At 67.4% G+C, this 26514-nt stretch carries 22 protein-coding genes; 13 read left to right on the top strand and 9 right to left on the bottom strand.

Translation table 11 applies throughout. The features are described 5' to 3' along the window. Nucleotides 1-5 precede the first annotated feature (5 nt). On the top strand, nucleotides 6-1502 hold the full coding sequence (locus MMB92_RS05245) for a class I adenylate-forming enzyme family protein (RefSeq protein ID WP_062910243.1): 1497 nt from the start codon (nucleotides 6-8) through the stop codon (nucleotides 1500-1502). 42 nt (nucleotides 1503-1544) lie between these two features. Here MMB92_RS05245 and MMB92_RS05240 read toward each other — a convergent pair whose 3' ends face one another. Then, the gene (locus tag MMB92_RS05240; protein ID WP_048027099.1) at nucleotides 1545-2474 is read right to left on the bottom strand and encodes a LysR substrate-binding domain-containing protein; all 930 of its coding nucleotides are present in this window, start codon (nucleotides 2472-2474) and stop codon (nucleotides 1545-1547) included. 112 nt (nucleotides 2475-2586) lie between these two features. On the opposite strand from MMB92_RS05240, the gene MMB92_RS05235 reads away from it, so the two are divergent. From MMB92_RS05235 to MMB92_RS05210, 6 genes are all read left to right on the top strand, one after another. Further along, nucleotides 2587-3759 (top strand): acyl-CoA dehydrogenase family protein, encoded by a 1173-nt coding sequence (locus tag MMB92_RS05235; RefSeq protein WP_048027101.1) that lies wholly within the window; start codon nucleotides 2587-2589, stop codon nucleotides 3757-3759. 20 nt (nucleotides 3760-3779) lie between these two features. After that, nucleotides 3780-4529, top strand: a complete 750-nt coding sequence (locus MMB92_RS05230; RefSeq protein WP_059686368.1) for an electron transfer flavoprotein subunit beta/FixA family protein — start codon at nucleotides 3780-3782, stop codon at nucleotides 4527-4529. A gap of 16 nt (nucleotides 4530-4545) precedes the next feature. Beyond that, nucleotides 4546-5478, top strand: coding sequence for an electron transfer flavoprotein subunit alpha/FixB family protein (locus MMB92_RS05225; RefSeq protein WP_277562577.1), 933 nt, complete (start codon nucleotides 4546-4548; stop codon nucleotides 5476-5478). A 79-nt stretch (nucleotides 5479-5557) separates the two neighbouring features. Beyond that, nucleotides 5558-6415, top strand: a complete 858-nt coding sequence (locus MMB92_RS05220; RefSeq protein ID WP_062910240.1) for a MaoC family dehydratase N-terminal domain-containing protein — start codon at nucleotides 5558-5560, stop codon at nucleotides 6413-6415. Nucleotides 6416-6425: 10 nt separating this feature from the next. Beyond that, nucleotides 6426-7625 carry a CaiB/BaiF CoA-transferase family protein gene (locus MMB92_RS05215; RefSeq protein ID WP_059518701.1) on the top strand — a complete coding sequence of 400 codons (1200 nt, stop codon included), beginning with the start codon at nucleotides 6426-6428 and terminating at the stop codon, nucleotides 7623-7625. A gap of 3 nt (nucleotides 7626-7628) precedes the next feature. Then, a complete protein-coding gene (locus MMB92_RS05210; protein ID WP_062910239.1) occupies nucleotides 7629-8489 on the top strand; it encodes a CoA ester lyase in 861 nt (286 codons plus the stop codon). Between the two features lie 154 nt (nucleotides 8490-8643). On the opposite strand, the gene MMB92_RS05205 is transcribed toward MMB92_RS05210, so the two are convergent. From MMB92_RS05205 to MMB92_RS05180, 6 genes are all read right to left on the bottom strand, one after another. Beyond that, complete coding sequence (locus MMB92_RS05205; protein ID WP_062910238.1) at nucleotides 8644-10068, bottom strand: MmgE/PrpD family protein; 1425 nt, start codon at nucleotides 10066-10068, stop codon at nucleotides 8644-8646. 58 nt (nucleotides 10069-10126) lie between these two features. Continuing rightward, a complete protein-coding gene (locus tag MMB92_RS05200; RefSeq protein ID WP_062910237.1) occupies nucleotides 10127-11581 on the bottom strand; it encodes an MmgE/PrpD family protein in 1455 nt (484 codons plus the stop codon). A 43-nt stretch (nucleotides 11582-11624) separates the two neighbouring features. Continuing rightward, nucleotides 11625-12695, bottom strand: a complete 1071-nt coding sequence (locus MMB92_RS05195; protein WP_062910236.1) for a zinc-binding dehydrogenase — start codon at nucleotides 12693-12695, stop codon at nucleotides 11625-11627. A gap of 55 nt (nucleotides 12696-12750) precedes the next feature. Next, nucleotides 12751-14214: an aldehyde dehydrogenase family protein gene (locus MMB92_RS05190; RefSeq protein WP_062910235.1), complete on the bottom strand. Its 1464-nt coding sequence runs from the start codon at nucleotides 14212-14214 to the stop codon at nucleotides 12751-12753. A gap of 39 nt (nucleotides 14215-14253) precedes the next feature. Further along, a complete protein-coding gene (locus tag MMB92_RS05185; protein WP_062910234.1) occupies nucleotides 14254-15744 on the bottom strand; it encodes an aldehyde dehydrogenase family protein in 1491 nt (496 codons plus the stop codon). Between the two features lie 212 nt (nucleotides 15745-15956). Continuing rightward, nucleotides 15957-16769: an enoyl-CoA hydratase/isomerase family protein gene (locus MMB92_RS05180; RefSeq protein WP_277562576.1), complete on the bottom strand. Its 813-nt coding sequence runs from the start codon at nucleotides 16767-16769 to the stop codon at nucleotides 15957-15959. Between the two features lie 327 nt (nucleotides 16770-17096). On the opposite strand from MMB92_RS05180, the gene MMB92_RS05175 reads away from it, so the two are divergent. From MMB92_RS05175 to MMB92_RS05155, 5 genes are all read left to right on the top strand, one after another. Beyond that, a complete protein-coding gene (locus MMB92_RS05175) occupies nucleotides 17097-18536 on the top strand; it encodes an MmgE/PrpD family protein (RefSeq protein ID WP_062910232.1) in 1440 nt (479 codons plus the stop codon). Nucleotides 18537-18565: 29 nt separating this feature from the next. Next, nucleotides 18566-20038 (top strand): aldehyde dehydrogenase, encoded by a 1473-nt coding sequence (locus MMB92_RS05170; RefSeq protein ID WP_277562575.1) that lies wholly within the window; start codon nucleotides 18566-18568, stop codon nucleotides 20036-20038. Between the two features lie 48 nt (nucleotides 20039-20086). Further along, the gene (locus tag MMB92_RS05165; protein WP_062910230.1) at nucleotides 20087-20905 is read left to right on the top strand and encodes an SDR family NAD(P)-dependent oxidoreductase; all 819 of its coding nucleotides are present in this window, start codon (nucleotides 20087-20089) and stop codon (nucleotides 20903-20905) included. Nucleotides 20906-21576: 671 nt separating this feature from the next. After that, a complete protein-coding gene (locus MMB92_RS05160) occupies nucleotides 21577-22686 on the top strand; it encodes a porin (protein ID WP_009692210.1) in 1110 nt (369 codons plus the stop codon). Between the two features lie 264 nt (nucleotides 22687-22950). Then, on the top strand, nucleotides 22951-23850 hold the full coding sequence (locus MMB92_RS05155) for an alpha/beta fold hydrolase (protein WP_063822425.1): 900 nt from the start codon (nucleotides 22951-22953) through the stop codon (nucleotides 23848-23850). Between the two features lie 39 nt (nucleotides 23851-23889). On the opposite strand, the gene MMB92_RS05150 is transcribed toward MMB92_RS05155, so the two are convergent. Then, nucleotides 23890-24525, bottom strand: coding sequence for a TetR/AcrR family transcriptional regulator (locus MMB92_RS05150; RefSeq protein ID WP_062910228.1), 636 nt, complete (start codon nucleotides 24523-24525; stop codon nucleotides 23890-23892). A gap of 577 nt (nucleotides 24526-25102) precedes the next feature. On the opposite strand from MMB92_RS05150, the gene MMB92_RS05145 reads away from it, so the two are divergent. After that, on the top strand, nucleotides 25103-25942 hold the full coding sequence (locus tag MMB92_RS05145) for an alpha/beta fold hydrolase (RefSeq protein ID WP_230391033.1): 840 nt from the start codon (nucleotides 25103-25105) through the stop codon (nucleotides 25940-25942). 26 nt (nucleotides 25943-25968) lie between these two features. Here the strand turns inward: MMB92_RS05145 and MMB92_RS05140 are convergent, their stop codons facing one another. Beyond that, nucleotides 25969-26382, bottom strand: a complete 414-nt coding sequence (locus tag MMB92_RS05140; RefSeq protein WP_062910226.1) for an SgcJ/EcaC family oxidoreductase — start codon at nucleotides 26380-26382, stop codon at nucleotides 25969-25971. Nucleotides 26383-26514: the final 132 nt, after the last annotated feature.

Raw genomic sequence — 26514 nt, 5'->3', positions numbered from 1 at the left:
CGAGCATGACCGCACGCATTCATGAACTGCTGGATCGCTGGCTGTCCGAGGCCCCCGCGCGCCCGTTCATCCATCTCCCCGACCGCAGCCTGAGCTATGCGGACGTCGGCGCGCTGGCCGATGCGCTCGAACGCGAACTGCGGGACGACGGCGTACGCAGCGGCGACCGCGTGCTGGTCGTGGCCGAGAACTGCGCCGAACATGCCGCGCTGCTGATCGCGTGCAGCCGCGTCGGCGCGTGGTCGTGCGGCGTCAATGCGCGCATGGCGCCGGGCGAAGTCGACGCGTTCGCGGGCAAGGCCGATGCGCGCGTGCTGTACTTCACGTCAGGCGTTTCGCCGGCGGCCGGCGCGCATGCGGCGCGGCACGAAGCCCGCCCGTCGTGCGTGAACGGCCTCGCGCGCAGTGCCGTGCACGTGGCGGCGCGCATCGAGCCGGAACCGCTGGCGAGCGACGTGGCGGCCGTCATCTTCACGTCCGGGACCGCCGGCGCGCCCAAGGGTGTGATGATGACCCACCGCGGTGTGCTGCATTTCGCACGTGTATCGGCCGAATCGCGCGCGCTCGGCCCCGACGACCGCGTCTACGCGTATGCGCCGATGACGCACATCTTCGGCCTCGGCACGGTGCTGCTGGCATCGCTGCACGCGGGCGCGGCACTGGAAATGCGGCCGCAGTTCGAACCGGCGGAGTTGTTCGACGCGCTGGCACACCGGCGCGTGAGCCAGGTACAGGGGCCGCCGATGCTGTTCTCCCGGCTGCTGCGATATTGCGCGGAGCAAGGCATCGTCCGACCCGAGGCGCCCTGCCTGCGCTATCTCTACGCCGGCGCCGGGCCGCTCGACCTGGCGCTCAAGCAGCAGGTCGAGGCGTTGTTCGCGCAGACGCTGCATCACGGTTATGGCCTGTCGGAATACGCGGGTTCGCTGCACGCCACCCGCCTCGGCGAAACGCGCGGCGACACCAGCGCGGGCTACGCCTTCCCGGGCGCGGAGTTGCGCATTGTCGATCCCGCCACCGGCCGGACGTTGCCCGCCGGCGCGCGCGGTGAAATCTGGCTGCGCGGCACGGGCCTGATGCCCGGCTATTTCCGCGACCCGCAGGCCACCGCCGACGTGATGCGCGATGGCGGCTGGTACGCATCGGGCGATCTGGGCGAACTGCACGACGACGGCGCGCTGTTCATCGTCGGGCGACTCAAGGAGATGATCATCCGCTCCGGGTTCAACGTGTATCCGGGCGAAGTGGAACAGGCGCTCAACCGCTTCCCGGGCATCCTGAACTCGGCCGTCGTCGGGCAGAAAGAGACGGACGGCAACGAGGCCGTCATCGCATTCGTCGAGCTCGATGCCGCGCATCCGCTGGACGAAAGCGCGTTGCGCCGGTACTTGCGCGAACAACTCGCGCCGTACAAGCATCCGGCGCGCATCATCCCCGTCGACAAACTGCCGTTCAATAGCAACGGCAAGCTCATGAGGCGGCAATTGCTGGAACGGCTCTAGTTCCCCGGGCCCGTTCACGCCAATGACGGGCTTGCGCGGGCCCTAGCCCAGCCAGCGCGCATCGGGCCAGTGGCCCTCGTCGAACGTGGCCTTCACGCAGTCGAGCAGCACACCCACCACACACCGCACCGGCGCCGTGGCCTGCCGGCTGCTGGGCGCGGCCAGCACGATCGTGCGCTTGATGCCCGGGGCCGCGAGCGGCGCCGCGCACAGCGTGCCCTGCTCGACTTCCCGCGTGACGCCGACGGCCGGCAGGATCGTCCAGCCGTGGCCTTGCGCGACCAGGTCCTTCTGCACGCTCAGCGCATTGGTTTCGGTGACGACCCGCAGCGTCACGTCGGCCTCGGCCGCCGCGTGCTCGATCGCCGCGCGCAGGCCCTGCGGCGCGGACGGCAGGATGAACGGCTCGCTCGCCACGAGCGACAACGCGAGCGGCCGCTTGCGCGACAGCCCGGCGGATGGCGCCGCTACCGCCCACAGGTTTTCCTCGATCAGCGCCTTGACGTGCAGCGCGGGCGTTTCCTTCTGCCCGTACAACAGCGCGGCGTCCACGTCGCCAGCTTCGAGCCAGTCTTGCAGGTGCCCCGCGTAACCGATCGTGAGCCGCAGGCGGATGTGCGGGTAACGCCGCGCCACCTCGCTCGCCAGCCGCGTGGCCAGCAGGTCCGACGTGCTGGCCAGCAGGCCGATGCTGACGATGCCGGCAACCGGCCCGTCGGTAGGCTGAATCTCGGCCTTGGCGCGAGCCACCTCGTTGAGGATACGCCGCGCGTACTCGAGCATCGTCTTGCCCGACGGCGTGAGCTGCATGCCGTGACGGCCGCGCTCGAACAGCTCGGTGCCCATGTCCTCCTCGAGCAGGCGCAGCTGGCGCGATACGGCCGGCTGCACGAGATTCAGCAGGGTCGACGCACGCGTGACGTTGCCGGTCTCGGCCACGGTGACGAAGGCGCGCAGTTGCTTGAGATCCATCGCAGAGTCCTCGATACCGAAAACTGATACATCGATCAAAAAATTCTATTTTTTAACGAATCCATCAAAACTTATTATGGACCTAACTCAAGCCAAAAACGAGACAGGATTCATGAGCGCCTCCATTTTTTCCGCCCCCGACCAATACCAGGAAATCCGCGACGCGGTGCGCGGCCTGTGCAGCCAGTTTCCGGCCGAATACCACCGCAAGATCGACGAGGAGCGCGGGTATCCCGAGGCGTTCGTCACCGCGCTTACGCAGGCCGGCTGGCTGGCCGCGCTGATCCCGCAGGAATACGACGGCCCTGGCCTGTCGATGGCGGAAGCGTCGGTCATCATGGAAGAGATCAACCGTTCCGGCGGCAATTCCGGCGCCTGCCACGGCCAGATGTACGTGATGAACACCATCGTGTTCAGCGGCACCGAAGCGCAGAAGCGGCGTTACCTGCCGCGCATCGCGTCGGGCGAACTGCGTGTGCAGTCGATGGGCGTGACCGAGCCCACCACCGGCAGCGATACCACCAAGCTCAAGACCACTGCCGTGAAGAAGGACGGCCGCTGGGTCATCAACGGCCAGAAGGTCTGGATCTCGCGCGTGCAGCACAGCGACCTGCTGATCCTGCTCGCGCGCACCACGCCGCTGGACCAGGTGCAGAAGAAGAGCGACGGCCTGTCGTGCTTCATCGTCGAGCTGGACAAGGCGATCGGCAACGGCCTCACCGTGCGCCCGATTCTCAACATGGTCAATCACGAGACCAACGAACTGTTCTTCGACAATCTCGAACTGCCGGAAGACGCGCTGCTGGGCACCGAGGGCAAGGGGCTGAAGGTGATCTTCGACGGCCTGAACGCCGAACGCACGCTGATCGCCGCCGAGTGCATCGGCGACGGTTACTGGTTCCTGGAGAAGGCGCGCGACTATGCGATCGAGCGCAAGGTGTTCGGCCGCCCGATCGGGCAGAACCAGGGGATCCAGTTTCCGCTGGCCGAATCGTTCATCGAGCTGGAAGCCGCGAACCTGATGCGCTGGCGCGCGTGCGAGAAGATCGACGCGCGCCAGAACGCGGGTGTCGAGGCCAACATGGCCAAGTACCTGGCCGCGAAGGCGAGCTGGGAAGCGGCGAATGCCTGCCTGCAGACGCACGGCGGGTTCGGTTTCGCCTGCGAATACGACGTCGAGCGCAAATTCCGAGAAACGCGCCTGTACCAGGTCGCGCCGATCTCCACCAACATGATTCTGGGCCACGTAGCCGAGCACGTGCTGCAACTGCCCCGTTCCTACTGATTTCCGAAGGAAACCTTTTCATGAAGATTCTCGTACCCGTCAAGCGCGTGGTCGACGCAAACGTGAAGGTCGGCGTGAAGTCCGATCAATCCGGTGTCGATATCGCGAACGTGAAAATGTCGATGAACCCGTTCGACGAAATCGCGGTGGAAGAAGCGGTGCGCCTGAAGGAAGCGGGCGTCGCGACCGAAGTGATCGCGGTGTCGGTGGGCGTGACGCAAGCGCAGGAAACGCTGCGCACGGCGCTGGCGATCGGCGCGGATCGCGCGATCCTCGTCGAGTCGAACGACAGCGTCGAGCCGCTGGCCGTCGCGAAGATCCTGAAGGCGCTGGTCGACAAGGAACAGCCGCAACTGGTGATCCTCGGCAAGCAGGCAATCGACGACGATTCGAACCAGACGGGCCAGATGCTGGCCGCGCTGGCGGGCCTGCCGCAAGCGACGTTCGCGTCGAAGGTCACGATCGCGGACGGCAAGGCAACGGTCGCACGTGAAGTCGACGGCGGCGCGGAAACGCTGTCGCTGACGCTGCCGGCGGTCGTGACGACCGACCTGCGCCTGAACGAGCCGCGCTACGTGACGCTGCCGAACATCATGAAGGCGAAGAAGAAGCCGCTGGAAACCGTGAAGCCGGAAGACCTCGGTGTGGACGTCGCGCCGCGTCTGAAGACGCTGAAGGTGGCCGAGCCGCCGAAGCGCGCGGCCGGCGTGAAGGTGCCGGACGTGAAGACGCTGGTCGAGAAGCTGAAGACCGAAGCCAAGGTGCTGTAAGAGGGAGCGGAAAGAAATGACGATTCTGGTGATCGCAGAACACGACAACGCGTCGATCAAGGCCGCGACGCTGAACACGGTGGCGGCGGCCGCGAAGATCGGCGGTGACATTCACGTGCTGGTCGCGGGCCACAACGCGCAAGCGGCGGCCGATGCCGCAGCGAAGATCGCAGGTGTGTCGAAGGTGTTGCTGGCCGATGCGCCGCAGCTCGAAGCAGGCCTCGCGGAAAACGTCGAAGCGACTGCGCTGAACATTGCGAAGGACTACTCGCACATCCTCGCGCCGGCGACTGCGTACGGCAAGAACATCGCGCCGCGTATCGCCGCGAAGCTGGACGTTGCGCAGATTTCGGACATCACGGCGGTTGACAGTGCCGACACGTTCGAGCGCCCGATCTACGCGGGCAACGCGATCGCGACGGTGCAGTCGAGCGACCCGATCAAGGTCATCACGGTGCGTGCGACGGGTTTCGATCCGGTTGCAGCGGAAGGCGGCAGCGCGGCGGTCGAGAAGATCGAAGCGGCGGCAGACGCCGGCAAGTCGCAGTTCGTGAGCCGTGAAGTGACGAAGCTGGACCGTCCGGAGCTCACCAGCGCGAAGATCATCGTGTCGGGCGGCCGCGGTCTGGGCAGCGGCGAGAACTACACGAAGGTGCTGGAGCCGCTGGCTGACAAGTTGAGCGCAGCGCTCGGCGCATCGCGCGCGGCAGTCGACGCCGGCTACGTGCCGAACGACTACCAGGTCGGCCAGACCGGCAAGATCGTCGCACCGCAGTTGTACATCGCGGTGGGCATCTCGGGTGCGATCCAGCATCTGGCCGGCATGAAGGATTCGAAGGTGATCGTCGCGATCAACAAGGATCCGGAAGCGCCGATCTTCAGCGTGGCCGACTATGGCCTCGTCGGCGACCTGTTCACGCTCGTGCCGGAACTGGTCGGCGAACTCTGACGGGAACGGCTGCAACGGCACGCTTGCGCGAGCCCTTGCAGCCTTCACGACACTTCACATTTCAAGAGCGCGAAACGACATGAGTGTCGAACAACCCGAATCATTCGACGCGTGGGTCGGCCGCAGCGAAGAAAGCGCGGACCGGATTACCCAGGCGCCGATCCGGCTCCTGCAAGCTACGCTGGACTACTCGGATGCGTCCGCGCTGCCGGATGCCCTGCCGCCGCTGTGGCACTGGCTGTACTTCCTGCCCGGCGAGCGGCAGTCGAACATCGGCATCGACGGTCATCCGCGGCGCGGCGGCTTCCTGCCGCCGGTCGCGCTGCCGCGCCGCATGTGGGCCGGCGGACGGCTGCAGTTCCTGCGTCCGCTTGCCGTGGATACGCCGATACAGCGCCGCTCCACGATCGCGAACGTGCAGAGCAAATCCGGCCGCAGCGGCCAGCTCGTGTTCGTGACCGTGCTGCACGAGATCGGCGACGCGCAAGGCGTGGCGATCCGCGAAGAACAGGACATCGTCTATCGCGACGCGCCGCCGCCCGCCGCGGCCGGCACGCCGACGCCTGCCCCGCAGCCGGCGCCGACCGACGAACAGTATTCGCGCATCGTCATCCCCGATCCGGTGCTGCTGATGCGCTTTTCCGCGCTCACCTTCAACGGCCACCGGATCCACTACGACCGGCCGTACGCGATGCACGAAGAAGGCTATCCGGGCCTGGTGGTGCACGGCCCGCTGATCGCGATGCTGTTGATGGAGGAACTGCGCCGCAGGCACCCCGGCAAGACGATCCGCGCCTTCGACTTCAAGGCGGTCAGCCCGCTGTTCGACACCGCGCCGTTCACGGTGAACGGCAAGCTCGAAGGCCATACCGCGCGCGTGTGGGCGCGCGGCCCGCAAGGACAGCTGGCCATGCAGGCCAGCATCGAACTGGAATAGCGACCCGACCATGCAAGCTCGCCAAGCACAACCCGGCCCGCTGAGCGGGATGACCGTCGTCACGCTCGAACACGCGATCGCCGCGCCGTTCTGCACGCGCCAGCTCGCCGATCTCGGCGCGCGCGTGATCAAGGTGGAGCGGCCCGGCGTCGGCGATTTCGCGCGCGCCTACGATCACCGCACGCGCGGCCTCGCGTCGCACTTCGTCTGGACCAACCGCTCGAAGGAAAGCCTCACGCTGGACCTGAAGCAAGCCGCTGCGCAGGACGTGCTCGGCGAGCTCGTCGCCCAGGCCGACGTGCTCGTGCAGAACCTCGCACCGGGCGCCGCCGCGCGCATGGGGCTGTCGTTCGACGCGCTGCATGCCAAATATCCGCGCCTGATCGTCTGCGACATCTCGGGCTACGGCGGCGACGGCCCGTATCGCGACAAGAAAGCCTACGACCTGCTGATCCAGAGCGAGGCCGCGTTCCTGTCGATCACCGGCACGCCCGACGAACCCTGCAAGGCCGGCAATTCGATCGCCGACATCGCGGCCGGCATGTACGCGTACACGGGCATCCTCAGTGCGCTGCTGCAGCGCGGCGTCACGGGCAAAGGCTCGCACGTGGAAATCTCGATGCTCGAGGCGCTCGCCGAGTGGATGGGTTTTCCGATGTACTACGCGTACGACGGCCAGCAGCCGCCCGGCCGCAACGGCGCGGCGCACGCGACCATCTACCCGTACGGGCCGTTTACGGCCGGCGACGGCCGCGTCGTGATGCTGGGCCTGCAGAACGAGCGCGAGTGGAAGGTGTTCTGCGATATCGTGCTGCGCCGCCCCGACCTCGCGACCGACCCGCGCTTCGACGCGAACGTGCGCCGCTCGGAGAACCGCGCGAGCCTGAAGGCCGTGATCGAGCAGGTGTTTGCCGATCTCACCGCGCAGGACGTGATCGCGCGGCTCGACGAAGCGCAGATCGCGAATGCCGCGGTCAACCAGGTCGGCGATCTGTGGACGCACCCGCAACTGCATGCGCGCGGCCGCTTTCGCACCGTCGGTTCGCCGGCCGGCGAACTGCAGGCGCTGCTGCCGCCCGCCACGATCGACAGCTTCGACGTGCGCATGGATCCGGTGCCCGCGCTCGGCGAACACAGCACGGCGATCCTGCGCGAACTGGGGCGCAGCGACGCCGATATCGAACAACTGCGCGCCGACGGCGTGATCTGAGCCATGACGACTTCCCCTTCCCCCGTGCTGCATGCGCGCAGCCTGCTGTTCGTGCCCGCCACGCGTCCCGAGCGCTTTGCGAAGGCGTTCGATACGGCCGCCGACTGCATCGTCATCGACCTCGAGGACGCGGTGCCCGAAGGCAGCAAGGACAACGCGCGCGCGCAGCTCGCGCAGCATCTGCCGCAGTTCACGCCCGAGCAGCGCGCGCGCACCGTGGTGCGCGTGAACGCCGTCGGCACGCCGTGGCACGACGCGGATCTCGCGTTGCTGCGCGACTGGACCGCACAAGGCGTCGCCGTGATGCTGCCGAAATCGGAAGACGCGCAAGCGCTGCGCCGCGTCGCGCAGCAACTCGGCGAGGCGGCGCGCCTCGTCGCGCTGATCGAGTCGCTGGCCGGGCTCGATGCGGCCGATGCGCTCGCGCGCGATCCGCAGGTCGTGCGTCTCGCGTTCGGCCATCTCGACTTCCAGCTCGATCTCGGCATGCGTGCATCGCCCGACGAGCCGGAGCTGGCGTTCGCGCGCAACGCGCTCGTGGCCGCGTCGCGTCGCGCGCAGCTGCCCGCGCCGATCGACGGCGTGACGACAGGCACCGACGACGCGCAACGGCTGGCCGCGGACGCGCAGCGTGCACGCGCGTTCGGCTTCGGCGGCAAGCTGTGCATCCACCCCGCGCAGGTCGGCGGCGTGAACGATGCGATGGGTTATTCGGACGAAGAGCATGCGTGGGCGCGCCGCGTGCTCGACGAAGCCGCGAAGCACGGCGGCGCGGCGTTCAGCCTCGACGGCCGCATGGTCGACCTCCCCGTGATCCGCGCGGCCGAGGCGATCGTCGCAAGCGAGCGGAAGCCGGCGCGATAGGCTTAGCGGCTCGCTGGCGTCGGCCTCGAATCCGCAGGCCGATGAAAAAAACGGGCGGCGTCCGGTATTCCGGCGCCGCCCGTTGTCTTGCATCGTATCGAATCACGACAGCGGCCGCCCGGAACGCACACACCGCTCCGGACGACCGCCCCGCTCAGCCTTCCACCGCCCACATGGCAGTCAGCTCCGCCGCCTTCGTCGCCGGATTCAGCTCACGGAGCGCGGCCAGCAGCGCACGCGCGCGTTCGACGCCCAGCACGTCGGTCGTCAGGTCCATGAACTTCGCATCCTGCTCGTGCTCCGGCATCGGGTTCGTGTCGGTGCCGATCGGATCGCCGACGAACACATGCTCGGTGCGCCCGTCCTTGAACGTGACGCTCACGTCGGCGACGAACTTGCCGGGATACTGTTTCTCCAGCTCGGGCGCCTCGCTGATGCGGATGCTGCGCGCGATCTCGATCACGGGTGCCATGTCGATCTTGCCGACCAGGTAGTCGCGATGGACCGGATAGCCGTTGCCCTTGCCGAGCAGCGTGAACGCCGCCTGGATCGGCAGGCTGAACTGCACGTGCTCGATGTTCTTCGGCGTATACGCATTGACGTTGGCCGTGCCGACGACGACGTTGAAGTGCGGCGTGATTTTCAGGTGGATGTCGGCGATTTCGTCGCGGCGCGCCGCGAACGGCCGCAGCGCGTCGATGTACGCGTGCGTGCAGTAGCACGCGCAATACGCCTTGAGCCACACGGTGCCGATCTCGAACGGACGGTCCAGGTCGAAGCGCCGCTCTGCGTTGTCGCCGGCCGTGCGCTGCAGGAAGGTCCGGAAAAAGCCCTTGTTGCCGCTCAGGAACGCACGCGGGCCCGTGATGCCGGCATGCGCCATGTCGGCCGCCGCCATTCCGTTGCGCGTGCCGATGCCCGCGTGGATGCGCTTGATGGAGCCGCCGGTCGACGTGTATTCGGTCGTGCCCGACACGTGGCTCAGCGCGATCGCCAGCGCATGCAGCGTCGTCTCGGCGTCGAAGCCGCGCAGCTTGGCCGCCACGGCCGCCGCGCCGAAGTTGGACAGCGTCGCGTGCGGGTGATAGCCGCGCTGCAGCAGTTCGGGCGCGGCAAGCAGGCCGATGCGCGCATAGACTTCGTAGCCGGCCACCATCGCGACGATCACCTCTTCGAGCGATGCGCCGAGTTCCTCGCCGATCGCGAGCGCGGCCGGAATCACGCAGCTGCCGGGATGGCTGTAGCTCGGGCCGTGCGCGTCGTCGTACTCGAAGCCGTGCCCGTACGAACCGTTGACGAACGCGGCATCGGCCGCGCTCATCGTCAGCGCCGACGCACTCACGCGGCTTTTGCCCGGACGCTGCCCGGCCTTCGCGTAGGCGAGCAGCTGCTCGGACCACGGCATTTTCGAAATGCCGACCTGCAATGCGATCTGGTCGCGCATCAGGCGATTGACGCCGGCCAGCGCGCGCGCGTCGAGATGCTCGTATTTCAGTTCCTGGATGAAACGCACCACCGCTTGCTCGAGCGGCGGGCAGTTGTCCGGCGCGACTGAGCGGGTCTCGCGGGTGAAGGTCATGAAAGTCTCCTGGATGATGAATGGTAAATGGCCCGGCTCTCGCGCGGGCCATGAAAAATCATGCGGGGCAGGTGCGGTCCGGCGAAGCCGGGCGGACCGCCGATTCCTCCCCGGACGGCACGAGCGGATCGAGCAACACCGCCGCGACGTCGTCCACCTCGTCGAGATGCAGGATGTCGTCGATCATCCGATCGACCGTCTGCTGCGGCAGCTCGATCGCCGAGTACGGCACGCACAGCCTGAACTTGGCGATGAAGTCCTGCTCCGTGAACGGATTGCGCGGATGGCCCTTCACGTACACGCACTCTTTCGCGAGCGCGCGCCCGTCATGCAGCGTCACGGTCATGCGCGCGCCCCAGTCGGACACCTCGGGGTTTTCCGCGGCCGCGATGCGCGTCATCAGCTCGCGCACCTCGGGCCGTCGGCGCGCGGCTTCGCTGTACGACTCGAGGAACACCTTGTCGTCGAATGCGGCGATGGCCACGACGTACGGCAAGCTGAACTGGCACTCCGGCACCGTGACCGGATGCCACTTCTTGTCCTGCGGCTCGCACACCGCGCGCCAGCCCGGCGTCGAGGTCTCGATATGGATGCCGGCGATCTCCGCCGCGCCGAAGCGGTGCGCGTGCATCAGTTCGCGAATCGCGTCGATCGACGAATGCGAGAAGTAGCACGCGCTGTAACCCTTGGTGATGATGTTCTCCATCTCCCAGTGCTCGCCGAGCGCATGCAGGATGAAGTCGGGATCGGTCTCCCAGCGCGCGGTGCCCAGATACCCTTTCGGCCCGGTCAGCACCTCGGCGCGCGGCCCGGTGATGCCGCGCTGGGCCAGCTGGCAGCACGTGATGGCGGCCTGGCTGACCAGCCCGTGATGCATGCGCACCATCAGCGTGGCCGGCGAATAGATGCCCATCGTATTGGGCTGCGTCATGGTCCGCGCGATGCCTTGCGCGTTTTCGAGCTGATCCTGCGTCAGCCCGAGCAGCTTGCCGACGGCCGCCACCGCGCCGAAGATGTAATGGCCGCCGCATTCGTGGTGCTTGATCGCGCGGTTGATCACCTTGTACGCGGTGCCGAGCCGCACCAGGATCTCCTGTCCGACGGCCATCGCCGCGAGGAATTCCTTGCCCGATACCTTGCCGCGCAGACCGGTGGCAGCCAGCAGCGTCGGTACCACGTATTCGGTCACGTGCCCGGCTTCCTCGTGCAGATCGCCGCAATCCATCGCGCGCGGCATCGGGCCCATCGCGAGCGCCGCCTCGTGCGCCGGCACGCGGCCGCCGTAGAACGGCAGCGGCGTCTGCGGATTGCCGCCGCGCTCCTTGACGAGCGACACGATCTCCGGAATGCCCTCCATCGCCGAGCCGCCGATGGTCACGCCCATCGCGTCGAGCAGCGTCTGCCGCGCATGGCGCGCCACGCCGGCCGGCAGGTCGTCGTACTGCGTCTGCAGTGCCATCCGGCACAGCGTGGCCATCGGATCCTCGATCCCCTGGCGTTCGAATCTCGCCATGCTTCTGTCTCCTCGTCTCTCGACGTGTCTCGCGACGGTGCGCTCAGAACACGAACACGCCCTTGCCGCCCGCCTGCGCGTCGAATTGCCGGTAGGCCTCGTCGGCCTGCTCGAGCTGCCAGCGATCGGTGAACAGCTTGTCGACGTCCACGCCATGATCGGCGACGAAGTGGATGCAGTCCTTCATCCCGACCTCGGAGAACGTATAGGAGCCGAGGATCGTGCGCTGCTTGCCGATCACGTCCTTCATCCCGTCGACGTTGAGGTTGCCGCCCACGGCCACCAGCGCGATCCGCCCCCACGGGCGCGTGCTGCGCACCGCCTGCTGCTTCGGCACGTCGCCGCCCGCGCAATCCATCGCGCAGGTCACGCCGAGGCCGCCGGTGAGCTTCTGGATCTCCTCGATCGGGTCCTGCCGGCTGCCGTCGATCGCGTGGGCCGCGCCGAAATCCTTCGCGCGCGCGACGCGATCGGCCGCGATATCGACGCCGATCACCTCGACGCCCATCGCTGCGGCCAGCTGCACGGCCGACAGGCCGACCGGGCCCAGCCCGAACACCGCGAGCGTGTCGCGCGCGCTGATGCCGAGGCGCAGCAGCGCGCCCCACGCCGTGCCGGTGCCGCAGGAAATCGCGGCGCCGGTGGCGTACGACACTTCGTCGGGCAGATGGACCAGCGAGGTCGCGGGCACCTTCATGTAGTGCGCGTGGCCGCCGTGCTTGATCACGCCGTGGATATCCGCGCCGTGGCTGCACATCTGCGTCCAGCCGGTACGGCAGTGATCGCAGTGCATGCAGCCTTCGTAGTGGAACACCGCGACGCGATCGCCGACCTTGAATGCGCGCGGATCGACGGCCGAACCGACCGCGACGATCCGCCCGCACGGCTCGTGACCGCCGATGATCGGCGTGTCCTCCGACATGCCGCGCGACGCGAGATCCTTGAAGCCCAGCGAGCGGATCACGTCGGCCGGCTTGTTGCGGTAGAAATGCAGGTCGCTGCCGCACATGCCCGACGCCTTCATTTCGATCACGGCATCGGCGGGGCCGGGCGTCGGATCGTCGAAATCGAGAATTTCCAGCCTGCGTTCGCCTCTGAAAACCACGCCTTTCATGTCTTGTGTCTCCTGTGCCTGCGGGAATGCGGTCGTGACGCGGCGCCGTGCCGGCTCAGACCAGATTGATATAGGTGGCCTTCGGGTACAGGAAGCTCTCGACGTGCTCCTTGCCGCCCTTCCAGCCGTAGCCGCTCATCTTCGTGCCGCCGAAACCCACCGCCGGATCGATCACGCCATAGCAGTTGACCCACACGGTGCCCGAGCGAATCCCCTGCGAGACGCGGTGCGCGGTCGACAGGCTGCTGGTCCATACGCCGCCGGCGAGCCCGTACGGCGTATCGTTCGCGAGCCGCAGCGCGTCCTCGATCGTGTCGAACGGAATCACCGAGGCGACCGGCCCGAAGATCTCCTCGCGCGCGATCGTCATGTCGTTGCGCACGTCGGCGAACACCGTCGGCTCGATGAAGAACCCGCCGGCCGGCGCGCCGTCCGGACGCCCGCCGCCGTGCACGAGCCGGGCCTCCTTGCCGCCGACGTCCACGTAATGCATCACGCGTTCGAGCTGGCGCTGGGAAATCAGCGGGCCGATCTGCGTGTCGGGATCGCGGCCGTCGCCGATGCGGATCGTGCCGGCGAACGCGGCCATGCGCTGCACGAATTCGTCGTGGATCGCGCGCTGCACGAAGATCCGCGTGCCGGCCACGCACACCTGGCCGGTATTCGTGAACACGCCCATCGCCGCGCCGGGCACGGCCTTGTCGAGATCGGCATCGGCGAACACGATGTCGGGCGACTTGCCGCCGAGTTCGAGCTGCAGCCGCTTCAGGTTGCCGGCCGACGCGCGCACGATCGCCTGCGCGGTGCCGACCGAGCCCGTGAAGGCGACGCGATCGACGTCCGGATGCTCGGCCAGCGCCTGGCCGACGTCCTTGCCGTAGCCGGTCACGACGTTGATCACGCCGTCGGGCACGCCCGCTTCCATCATCAGCTCGGACACGCGCAGCGACGACAGCGACGCATCCTCGGCCGGCTTCAGCACGGCCGTGCAGCCGGTCGCCAGCGCGGGGCCGTAGATCCACCACATCCCCATCAGCGGGCCGTTCCACGGGATGATGCCGCCGACCACGCCGACCGGCATCAGCTGCTTGAGCGCGGTGAAGTTCGGCGCGATCGACATCGGCGGCGTTTCCACCGCACCCGCGCCCGTTTGCGATGCGTAGAACTGCAGCAGCTGCGACAGCCATTCCTTGTAGCCGCGCGTGCGCGCGAGCGGCGCGCCCATGTCGAGCGTCTCGATCAGCGCGAGCTCGTCGAAGTGATCGAGGATCGCGTCGTGCACGCGCAGCAGCAGCTTGCGCCGCTCGTGCGGCGTGAAGCGGCTCCACGGTCCTTCGAACGCGCGGCGCGCCGCGGCCACCGCGCGATCGACGTCCTGCGCGCTGCCCTGCGCGATATGGCACAGCACCTCGCCGGTGGCCGGGTTGATGGCCTCGACGCGCTCGCCGCCGGCCGGCTCGACCCACTGCCCGCCGATCAGCAGCTGCTTGGTGCCCGACACGAAATGCGGAATGTTCATGTTGATGGTGTCTCCTGAAGATGTTCCGGATGCCGAAGTTCACATGCGCAGCATGATCGACTTCGTCTGCGTATAGGCGTCGATCGATTCCTGGCCGAATTCGCGGCCCCAGCCCGATTGCTTGTATCCGCCGAACGCCATCGCCGGATCGGACTCGCCGAAGGTGTTGATCCACAGCCGCCCGGCCTTGAGCGCGCGTACCACCTTGTGCGCGCGCGCGACGTCGCGCGTCCAGACCGCGGCAGAGAGCCCGTAGGTCGTGTCGTTGGCCTGCAGCACCGCATCGTCCTCGTCGCGGAACGGGATGATCGACAGCACCGGCCCGAAGATCTCCTCCTGCGCGATCCGCATGCCGTTGCGCACGTTGTCGAAGATCGTCGGCTCGACGAAATAGCCGGCGCCGCGCCACGGCTCGCCGCCGAGCCGCAAGGTCGCACCGCCTTCGCGGCCCACGCCGATGTACGAGCGGACACGCTCGCGCTGCGTCGCCGAGATCAGCGGGCCGATCTTCGTGTCGGCCGCGAACGGGTCGCCGGCCTTCCACCCGGCCGCCAGCTGCGCGACGCGCTCCGCCACCTGCTCATGGATGCTTTCCTGCACGAACAGGCGCGTGCCGGCCGAGCACACCTGGCCCGAGTTGCCGCAGAACGTCTTCACCGCGGCCTGCACGGCCTTTTCTAGGTCGGCGTCGGCGAACACCACGTTGGGCGCCTTCCCGCCGAGTTCGAGCGTCACCTTCTTCAGGTTCAGCGTCGCGTCGCGCGCGATCTGCTTGCCGACCGCAGTCGAGCCCGTGAACGCGATCTTGTCGACGCCCGGATGCTGCGCGAGCGCCGCGCCTGCCGTCGCGCCGAAGCCCGGCAGCACGTTGACGACGCCCGGCGGCAGGTCGGTGTCCTGAATCAGCTCCGCGAGCCGGATCGACGTCAGGCAGGCCAGCTCGGCCGGCTTCAGGATCACCGTATTGCCGCAGCACAGCGCGTTCGCGATCTTGATCGCGGCCATCAGGATCGGCACGTTCCACGGGATGATCTGGCCGCACACGCCGAGCGGCTCGCGCAGCGTGTAGATCAGCGTGCTGCCGTCCGACGGGATCGTAGTGCCGAGTACCTTCGAACACCAGCCCGCGTAGTAGCGGACGATGTCCACGGTGGCGCCCGCCGCGGCCTGCGCGAACCACAGCGGCATGCCGTTGTCGAGCGATTCGATCGCGGCCAGCTCGTCGACATGGGCCTCGATCGCGTCGGCGATCTTCAGCAGCGCGCGCGTGCGCGCATGCGGCGACACCGCCGACCACGACGGCGCGTCGAACGCGTTGCGCGCCGCGATCACGGCGGCGTCGACGTCGGCGCTGTCGGCCTCGGCGACGCGGCAGAGCGGCTGCTCGGTGGCCGGGTTGATCGTCTCGAAGGTCTTGCCCGATGCGGCGTCGACCCATCGCCCGCCGATCAGCAGACGCTTCGTGCCTTGTCCGATCCACGCGAGCGCTTTCGCGCGCGCGGCCTGTGCAGCGTCAGTTACGGTCGTCATGAAATCTCCAGTTGATATCGCAGCGTTCGTCAGGCCAGCGGAACGTCGCCGCGCGTCCGCATTCGAAATGCCGGGCACCATGCGCAGGAACAGCGTGCGGCTTCGGTATGCGCCATGCCGTCGAGAAGCGGTCGCGGCTTGCGCGATTTTTACCTATCGTTAGTTAGATAAAGGGCTGCAGCAGCCGGGCAGCAGCCCGGGCATTCGATCGCCTACGACTGCGGCAGCCGCGCCGACGGAAACTCGGGCTGGCGTTTGCCGCGCAATGCCGCAACGCCTTCCTTCACGTCCGCGCCGAGGAAACACAGCATCTCCATCGCGAGCGAGTTGTCGAAGATGGGGCCCGCCAGCCGCATCCAGTTGTTCAGCGATTTCTTGGTCGCGCGAATCGCGGTCTGGCTGCCGCGCGCGAGGTTCGCCGCAATCGCGAGCGAGCGCGGCAGCACGTCGGCGCGCGGCGTGCAGAAGCTGACCAGCCCGATCCGCTCGGCTTCCCTGCCGTCGACGAAATCCGCCGTCATCAGATAGTACTTGGCCTTGGCCATCCCGCACAGCAGCGGCCATACGATCGCCGCATGATCGCCGGCCGACACGCCGAGGCGCGCATGCCCGTCGGTCAGCTTCGCGTCCTCCGCCATCACGCTCACGTCGGCCAGCAGCGCGACGACGAGACCGGCGCCCACGGCCGTGCCGTTGATGGCGGAGACGATCGGCTTGTCGCACGCGAGCATGTTGTAGACGATGTCGGACGCTTCCTTCATCACCCGTAGCGTGGCCTCCTGGCTGGCCGCCATTTCCTCGACGACGGCGAGATCGCCGCCCGCCGAGAACGCGCGATCGCCCGCGCCCGTCACGACGATGACCTTGACGCTCGGGTCTTCGGCGGCGACGCCCCACACCTTGGTCAATTCCCAGTGCATGCGGTTGTTCGTCGCGTTCATGACCTCCGGACGATTGAGCGTGACGAGCAGGACGCCGTCCGGCTGACGATCGAACAGGAGGAACTGGAAATCTTCGTATTTCATGCGTAGTCCGGGAAGTGGGAGAGCGGCGGGCGGCGTGCATCGGACCCGCCGGGAAAGCAAGCGTGCGTCGGTTCGCGCTGCAATGGAACAGCGCTACCGACCATCGAGTCTTTGCGCAAATCTAACTAACAGTTGTTATTCTATTTTGCATGCGTCGATTTCCCATCAGGGTATCCCCGCATGCGGCGATTCGCTCGCGTGCGCGGCCATGCGCGACTTTCGAAGAACGGAACGTTTCGATCGCAGCCATTGCACATGACGGCACGTGAGCCAACGCTAGTCGCATTTGTCCTGACATAAACAGCATTCGAACGAGGAGCGAGACACATGACTTCCCCCACCATCGTCCAGCAGCTGGCCGATTTCGCGGCCGGCGTCGACACCGCGCGGCTGCCGGACATCGTCGTACAGGAATGCAAGCGCGACATCCTCGATTCGCTGGGCGTCGCACTGGCCGGTATCGATCATCCGCGTGGACGCATCGGTGTCGAAATGGGCCGCCGCATCGGCGGCGCCGCAGGCGAGGCGACCATCGTCGGTACCGGCGAGCGTACCACCGTCTACGGCGCCGCGTTCGCCAACAGCGAATTGCTGAACGCGCTCGATGCGGACTCGGTGCTGCTGCCGGGCCACGTGAGCCCGTACGTGCTGCCCGGCGCCTTTGCGACCGCCGAGGTGCACCGGCGCTCCGGCAAGGAGCTGATCGCCGCGGTGGCCGTGTCGCACGAGATCTCGTACCGCTTCGGCGCCGCGATGGCCGGCTACCGCGACACCAAGGACGGCAAGTCCGCCAACCCCGCGTCGGTCGTCGGCTACAGCAGCACCGTGTTCGGCGCGACCGCCTCGGCCGGCAAGCTCAAGCGCCTGTCGGCCGCGCAGCTGGCAAACGCGCTCGGTCTCGCCGCCGCTTCGGCACCCGTGAATGCGCAGCGCGCGTGGTTCACGCACGCGCCCACCGCAACCATCAAGTATCAGCTGGCTGGCGGCCTGACCAACGTCGCGCTGACAGCCGCCGACATGGGCGAACTCGGGCACCGCGGCGATCTGCGCATCCTCGACGACGAGATCAACGGCTACGCGAGCTTCATCGGCACCGATCGCTGGACGCCCGAGCTGATCACGGCCGACCTCGGCGACACGTGGCGCTTCCCCGCCTTCCAGATGTTCAAGCCCTATCCGCACTGCCGCGTGATGCACGCGCCGCTCGACCTGCTGATCGACATCGTCACGCAGCACGACCTGAAGCCCGACGAAATCGAGAGCATCACGTCGTACGGCGAAGGCTGGGCCTATGTGCTGCCCTGCTTCACGAACCGCGACATTCTCGAGGTGCACGACGCGCAGTTCTGTTTCTCGCACGGGCTCGCCGTTGCGGCGCACCGCATTCCGCCGGGCCCGCGCTGGCAGGATCCGGCCGTCGTGTTCGACCCGTCCGTGATGGCGCTGATGAACCGCGTTTCGCTGAAGACGCATCCGACCTATTTCCAGTCGATCTCGGCCGACATTTCGAGCCGCCCGTCGCGCGTCGAGGTGCGCGCACGCGGCCAGGTCTTCGCCGGCGAGAAGATGTTCCCGAAGGGCACGCCGTCGGCGGATCCGTCGACCTACATGACCACGGAAGAACTGGTCGGCAAGTTCCGCACCTTCGTCGACGGCCTGCTGCCGGCCGCGACCGTCGATCGCGTCGTCGACAGCGTGCTGAACCTCGAACACGTGGACGACTTCGGCACCGTGATCCGCCAGTTCGTGCGGGCCGCCGGCCGATAAGCCGACACGCAACCGGAGAACCGTCAACGATGAACCATCCTTCGCTGAACATGCCGCACGCGGACCGCCTCTATATCGGCGGCCGCTGGGTGGCGCCTGCTTCCACCGACACCTGCGCGGTGCTCAACTGCGCGACCGAGGACGTGGTCGCGCACGCGGCGATGGCCAACGAAGCCGACGTCGACGCTGCCGTGCGCGCCGCGCGCGATGCTTTCGATCGCGGGCCGTGGCCGCACCTGTCGCCGGCCGAGCGCGGCGCCTTCCTCGAGAAGATCGCCGCCCGCCTCGAAGCGTTGAACGACGATTTCGCGCGCGGCTGGAGCATCGAATCCGGCGTGCTGTACCGGATCGCCAAGCCGCGCATCGGCCTGTTCCTGAGCGGCGCGTTCCGCCAGTACGCGGCAATGGCGCACAGCTATCCGTTCGTCGAGCCCGCGCGCGCCGTGACGGGCCATCAGGCCTACCGCGTGCAGGAGCCGGTCGGCGTGGTGGCGGTGATCGTGCCGTGGAACGGGCCGGCCGGGCTGCTTGCCTACAAGATCGCGCCGGCCCTGCTCGCGGGCTGCACGGTCGTCATCAAGAATTCGCCCGAGACGCCGAGTTCGGGCCATCTGTTCGCGCAGATCTGCGACGAGGTCGGCCTGCCGCCCGGCGTGGTCAACATGCTGACGGCCGACCGGACCGTGTCCGAATCGCTCGTGCGCCATCCCGGCGTGGACAAGATCACGTTCACCGGCTCCACCGGCGCTGGCCGGCGCATCGGCGCGGTGGCGGCCGAGCGCGTCGCGCGCGTCACGCTCGAACTCGGCGGCAAATCGCCTGCCGTGGTACTCGACGACTACGACGTCGAAACGGCCGCGAAGGTGCTCGGCGCACCGTATTTCAGTTATCTGTCGGGCCAGGTCTGTCACAGCCTCACGCGCATCATCGCGCCGCGCGCGAAGCACGATCGGATGGTCGATGCGCTCGTCGAGGCCGCACGCGGCATGGTGCTCGGCGACCCGCTCGACGACGCGACGAGCATGGGCCCGCTCGCGACCGCGGCGCAGCGCGACGTGGTCGAGCGACTGGTCGCGCAAGGCGTGTCCGACGGTGCGCGGCTCGCGATCGGCGGCAAGCGTCCCGCCCGTCTGACGCGCGGCTTCTTCTTCGAACCGACGGTGTTCGCGAACGTCGACAACCGCTCGCGCATCGCGCAGAACGAGTTCTTCGGCCCGGTGCTGTCCGTCATCCCGGCCGACAGCGAGCAACACGCGATCGAGATGGCCAACGACACGATCTTCGGCCTGAATGCCGCGGTGTTCACGCACGACACCGAGCGGGCGCTGCAGGTTGCGCGCCGCTTGCGCGCGGGCTCGGTCGGCCACAACGCGTCGCGCACCGATTTCTCGATCGGCTTCGGCGGCTTCAAGCAATCGGGCATCGGGCGCGAAGGCGGCACGGGCGGCCTCGAAGCGTTCCTCGAATCCAAGACCGTGGTCCTGGACCAGCCGGCCGCCTGAGTGCCGGCGTACGAACCATCCATCACCTGACATCACGAGGAGCAACCGATGAACACCGAATCCAGCCATGACGCATCGAGCGACTGGATGATCCATTCACGTATCAAGGGGCTGGTCGCGCTGGTGGTCGGCGCGGGCAGCGGCATGGGCGAGGCCAGCGCGAAGACGTTCGCGGCGAACGGCGGCGCCGTCGCGGTGGCCGACCTGAACGCCGGCCACGCCGAGCGCGTCGCCGGCGAGATCGTGCGCAGCGACGGCGAGGCGATCGCGCTCGGTCTCGACGTGTCGAAACAGCCGGACATCGATGCGGCCATCGCCGCCACGGTCGAGCGCTTCGGACGGCTCGACGTCGTCATCAACACCGCCGCGCTGGTGCGCTCGGGGATGCTTGAGGACGTGCCGATCGACGAATGGCGCGCCGGCTTCCAGGTGAACGTCGACGGCGCATTGATGCTCGCGCGCAGTGCGCTGCCGCACCTGAAGAAGAGCCCGCATGCGGCCATCGTCAATACGGCTTCGCTCGCGGGCGTCCACGGCTATTCGCAGGGCGGCGCGTATGGGCCGAGCAAGGCGGCGCTCATTACGCTCAGCCGGCAGATGGCGCACGAATGGGCGGCCTACGGCGTGCGAGTCAACGTCGTGTTGCCGGGCGTGATCGACACGCCGATGGCGCGCGGCTCGGTGCCGCAGGAGATTCTCGATCAACTCGCGACGATGCTGCCGATGAGCCGCGTCGGCAAGCCGGAGGAAGTCGCCGACCTGATCGTGTATCTCGCGTCGCCGGTCGCCGGCTATATCACCGCGCAGTCGATCGCGTGCGACGGCGGCATGTCGCACATGATGTTCGCAAAACCGATGGGTAAGTAGGCGCGCTGCGCGAAGCGCTTTTCGTGCAGTTCGTGCTGCTCGCGATGACGGCCCGCCCGGGCTGTCGTCGCGGGCGCTCGCCTGCGTCGCCGGCATTGCCCGACACGAACCATCGGGCTGCGGGCATCGCCGGTTTGATCCTCGTCAGGCTGGCCGCGGATCGCCTCCGACCGCATTCCCTCTCCCGCCTCATTCCCGCGCGCTCCGGCAGCGCGCATTCGCCTGTCCGTTCAAGTCGCCGAATCTGCGGTTTCCGACAGACGCGCGAAAAAAAATCGTTCCGTCGGGTAAAACGCCTGGTGACACAGGCATCCCGTTTCACTCGCGCAAACACGGCTTCGGTTAGCCGCCTGGAAACGCTTCCATGCGATTTACTCCGTAGAACGGACGATTTTTTCAAATTCAAATTCGCTTGAACGCGTTGAAGTACGGAACGCCGAAATTCATCCAATGGATCATCGCGCGAAAGCACGAATTCGCCTCGGGTTATACCCAATGGAGATTCGATGTCGTGCACCGCAATCTACCGAACGTTAGATTAATGCCGAGCCCGGAACCGCCTGTCCGCCGCCGGACATCGCGAACCGATCGACGGCCCTGAATATCGCTGCAAGGCTTCAGCAGCCCGATATGCACCGTTCCTCCACCTCTCGTTAAATTCGGATATCGAAATGAATGTAAGCCGATCATCAGGGCTGCGCACGAAGAAGACAGTCATCGCGCTTGGCATTGCGCTGCTGCCCGCATCGTCATGGGCGCAAAGTAGCGTCACGCTATACGGCACGCTCGACGTGGGGATGCTGTTCACCAGCAAGACGCTCAATTCGGCGACCGGCGCCAATCGCGGCAAGCAGTTCAGCCTGATCAACGGCGGACTGGAACCGTCGAATTTCGGCCTGTTCGGACAGGAAGACCTCGGCGGCGGGTTGAAAGCGAGCTTCAGGCTGGAAAGCGGTGTCAGCGTCGTCAACGGCGGCTTCGACAACAGCAACGGCAATCTGTTCGGCCGCCAGGCATGGCTGGCGCTCAACGGCAACTTCGGCGAGCTGAAGGCGGGCGTGCAGTATTCGCCGTTCGTGCTGGCGATCTACGAGTCCGATCCGCGCAACGCGGGCCAGTTCGGCACGGCATTCTCTGTCTATGCGGACAACACGTTCGTCGGCACCTTCAATCCGAATGCGATCACCTATACGAGCCCGAAGTTCGCCGGGTTTTCCGGCAGTGCGATGTATGCGTTCGGCGGCGTGCCGGGCGACTATCGCGCAGGGCAGCAGTACTCGCTCAGCGCGCGCTACGAGTTTCGCGGGCTGGTCGTGAACGCCGCGATGTACGACTCGAGTTCAGGCCGCGGCTCCGCCGGGCTGACGACCTTCCAGCAGCCGTTCTTCGGCCGCATGATCGGCGCGGGCTACCACTTCGACCGCTTCACGGTGAAGGGGTCGTTCACGAGCTACAAGGTGCCGACGACGGTGGCCGGCGGCGTCGTGAACGGCGGCACCAACAACGTCTGGAACGTCGGCTTCGACTACTACGCGCTGCCGCAGCTCGATATCAACGCCGGCCTGTGGTACATCCGCGACCCGCACGACTCGGACAATCACACGCTGCTCGGCGCGCTGACGACGCGCTATTTCCTGTCGAAGGCGACCTCGCTCTATATGCAGGTGGGCGCGGTGAACAATCACGGCCGCGAGCGATTCGGGCTGTCGATCGACAACGCGCTGTACGGCGTGTCGGGTACGACGGTCGGCGCAATCGTCGGCATCAACAAGCGGTTCTAGCCTGGCGACCGCCGACGGTGACGCGAAGCGGTGCGTCACCGCCCTGGTCCGGCCGGAGTACGGAACATTCCGGCCGCCGCGATTGACTCGATTGCCCGCCGCGGCGAACGTAGGCGAAACCGTGCGCAGACCTGTCCGGCACGGACGGCATGCCGGCGTCGCAGCCGAACGCCGGTGGACAAGGACCACGGATCGCGGGCGCCGCGCTGCGGCTCGACGAAGGGCGGCCCGCGACGCGAATGCAATCGAATCATGAAGAACGCAATGACGACGCGAACGCATGCGGCCGGGCCGACCGGCATCCGGCATACGTGGACGAGCACCGACGGGCTCCGGCTCGTCGGCCGATCATGGGGCGACCCCGACGGCGCGCCGGTCATCCTGTTGCACGGCAGCGGGCAGACGCGGCACGCGTGGAGCGGCATGGGCCGCCTGCTCGGCGCGGCGGGCTTTCATGCAGTCGCGTTCGACGCGCGCGGTCATGGCGAGTCCGACTGGTCGCCGACCTGCAACTACAGCCAGGGCGCGATGATCCGCGACCTCGAGCGGGTGGCCGCGATGTTCGACGGCCGACGTCCGATCCTCGTCGGCGCCGGGCTCGGTGGAGGAACGAGCCTGCTTGCCGTCGGCGAAAGCTATGTCGACGCGGCGGCGCTCGTGCTCGTCAACATCGCACCCTTCGTCGAACCGGCCGGCGCGCTGCGCCTGCAGTCGTTCATGCGTCGGCAGCCGGACGGTTTCGGCTCGCCGGACGAGGCGGCCGACGCGATCCGCCACTATCGCGCGCATCCGCCGCAAGCGCTCAGCGAGGAAAGCCTCGCGCGCAGCCTGCGCTACGACGACGGGAAATATCGCTGGCACTGGGATCCGCATTTTCTCGCGTGGCCGCGCGACCTGACGCGCCGCCATGCGCGCTTTGCAGCCGCCGCGCGCCGCCTGAGACTGCCGACGCTGCTCGTGCGCGGTGCCGACTCCGACATCGTCAGCGAGGCCGGCGCGCGCGAATTCCTGAGCCTGTGCCCGCATGCGGAACACACGGACGTGCGGAATGCCGGCCATACGGGCGCAGGCGAACACAACGACCTGTTCGGCCATGCCGTGCTCGATTTTCTCGAGCGCCGGATGCCGCGCGACCGGGCGCTGCGGCATCGCGCCGCCGCGTGAGCGTGCCAGCCGGCACGTCGCGCCGGATCGCCGGCCCGATCAGGCGGCCAGTTCGCTCTTGCGGGTGCTTCGCTTCGCTTTCGCGGCAGGCTTCGCGGCTGCCGATGGCTTCGCGCCTGCCGCGGGCTTCACGCCTTCGAAGAACATCGCGCTGAGTTGATCGGCGACCTTTTCCAGCGAGCCCTTCTTCGGGTCGAACCAGGTCTGGACGGAATTGATGCAGCCGAGCACGAACACGCGGCACAGCGCGATATCGACGTCCTCGCGCAGCAGGCCTTCGGCGCGCAAGCCGTCGAACACTGCCATCCACAGCTGCTGATGGCGTTCGCGCCGCTTGACTTGGCGCTCCCGCACCTTCTCGGGCAACTGGGTCAGCAGGCGGCCGTGCGCGAGCGCGTAGTCGCCGAACTTGATCAGCGCGCTCATCTGCCCGAGCAGCGCCGCCTTGAAGCGCGCCTCGGCCGTCGCATCGGGCGGCAGTGCGTCGAAATGCTCGTTGATGTGCTGCACGATGCTGTCCGCGCCGTGCTCCATCACGACGTCGACCAGTTCTTCCTTCGACGAGAAGTGATAGTAGATGCTGGCCGCCTCGATCCCGGCCTGGTCCGCGATCGAGCGCATCGTGGTCGCGGCATAGCCCTGCGTCGCAAAAGAGCGCGCGGCCAGCCGCAGCAAGGTTTCCCGGGTATCCGCGCTGGGATTTACATTTCGCTTTCGCACGTTCGTGTATCCGCCGTCCGCTGTTGTCAAGAATCTCGATGAAGTGAAAAACGCCGCGCGAGCGATCGCCCCGTTGCCGTTCCGGCGCGCGACGGCGGCCGGCGGCGTGTCTTCGTCTCCCGGGTACTGCCTGATCCTCTCGCCTGCCGCCCTGTGACACAAAACTAATGTTTGACAGGGTAGCGTATTTTCATGGCGCGAGCCAGCGAACCGCAACCCTGGCGGGACGCCCGTCGCGCGGCGCGGCGGCCGCGGGCTTGCCTGAATCTCTCGCTTGCCGGCCGACATCGCGCGACTGGCCGCGCGCAGCCGCAACGGCGCGCGTCGCCGGCACGCTCACTGTACGGAACGCCGCAGCCGGCCGCGTTGACACGCATGCGCGCACCGGCGAAGTTTGAAGGCGCGGCGAACCGTGCGCCGCATCCGCCCTGCTCCGCCACTCCATCATTGGTCAGCCATGACGCCATCCAGCGAATCCGTCGCGCGCACCCCGGCCAGGCCGGGACGCCGCCTTCCCGGCACCCCCGAACCCATGCATCTGTGGCGTACCGCCGACGGCGTGCGGCTCGCCGCCGACACATGGGGGCATCCCGACGCCCCGCTCGTCGTGCTGCTGCATGGCGGCGGCCAGACGCGTCATGCGTGGGGCGGCACCGGTGCGCTGCTCGGCAGCGCCGGCTATTTCGCGGTGGCCTTCGACGCGCGCGGGCACGGCGACTCGGACTGGAGCGCCGACGGCGACTACAGTCAGGATGCATTCGTGCGCGATCTGCGCCACGTCGTCGACGTGCTCGGCGCGCGTCGCCCGCCGGTGCTGATCGGCGCATCGCTCGGCGGCGGCACGAGCCTCGTCGCGATCGGCGAACGCAAGATCGACGCGCGTGCGCTGATCCTCGTCGACATCGTGCCGTACACGGAGCCGGCCGGCGTTGCGCGCATCCGTTCGTTCATGCAGCAGAACCCCGACGGATTCGGCTCGCTCGACGAAGTCGCCGACGCGATCGGCCGCTATCGCTCGCACCGTTCGCGCTCGGGCAATCATGCCGGCCTGTCGAAGAACGTCCGGCTCGGCGACGACGGCCGCTATCACTGGCACTGGGATCCGCGCTTTCTGTCGGGAACGACCGACCTGGCCGCCCGTCATGCCCGCTTCTGCGCGTGCGCGCGCAAGCTCGCGCTGCCCACGCTGCTGGTGCGCGGCGGCAGTTCCGACGTGGTCAGCGAAGCGGGCGTGCGCGAGTTTCTCCAACTGTGCCCGCACGCCGAATACGTGAACGTCGCCGCGGCGGGACACATGGTCGCCGGCGATCGCAACGACGTGTTCGGCCGCGCCGCCGAGCAGTTTCTCGCGCGTCACGTCGGCACGACTTGACCGCCCGCACCGGCGACTCGCCCCGCTCAGATCGGCGGCGTTTCCGGCGAAGCCGAGAAGTGATGCTGGCGGATCTTCCATTCGTGCTGCTGCGCCGCGATCACGAGCGTCGTGCGCAGACGCGAGCGCGACGTCGTGCCGTCGCCGAGCACGAACGCGAATTCGCCGTAGCCCTGCGCGAGAAAGCAGTCGTCGCCGAACCGGATGAACTGCTGCTCGACCAGTTCCAGCGTCGCGGACCGGATCACGCCTTCGTACGACGCGAAGTACGCGCGAATCGCGTCGTGCCCGGCCGCGTGACCGGGCCGGCCGCCGAAGAACAGCGCATCGGCCGTGTAGACGCCGGTCAGCGCATCGGCATTCCAGTCGCGCGCCGCCGCGTTCCATGCGGCCTGCACGACCGCGAGCGCGGGGCCGGGCGTGGGCTTCGTTCCTGTCATCGTGTTGTCTCCTTATATCTTCGATTTGCTTCAAACTTCAGTGGTGGCGCGCCGTTTGGCGCGCTGCTTTGCCGGTTGGCGGCTACGGCACAGCTTGTGTCTCCTGCGAGCCGTTAAGCTCGAATCACAGCT

The sequence above is a fragment of the Burkholderia sp. IO2 genome, assembly GCF_029522185.1.
Taxonomy (GTDB): domain Bacteria; phylum Pseudomonadota; class Gammaproteobacteria; order Burkholderiales; family Burkholderiaceae; genus Burkholderia; species Burkholderia cenocepacia.
Note: the sequence above shows the minus strand (reverse complement) of the source record. Positions and strands in the feature narration are given on the sequence as shown.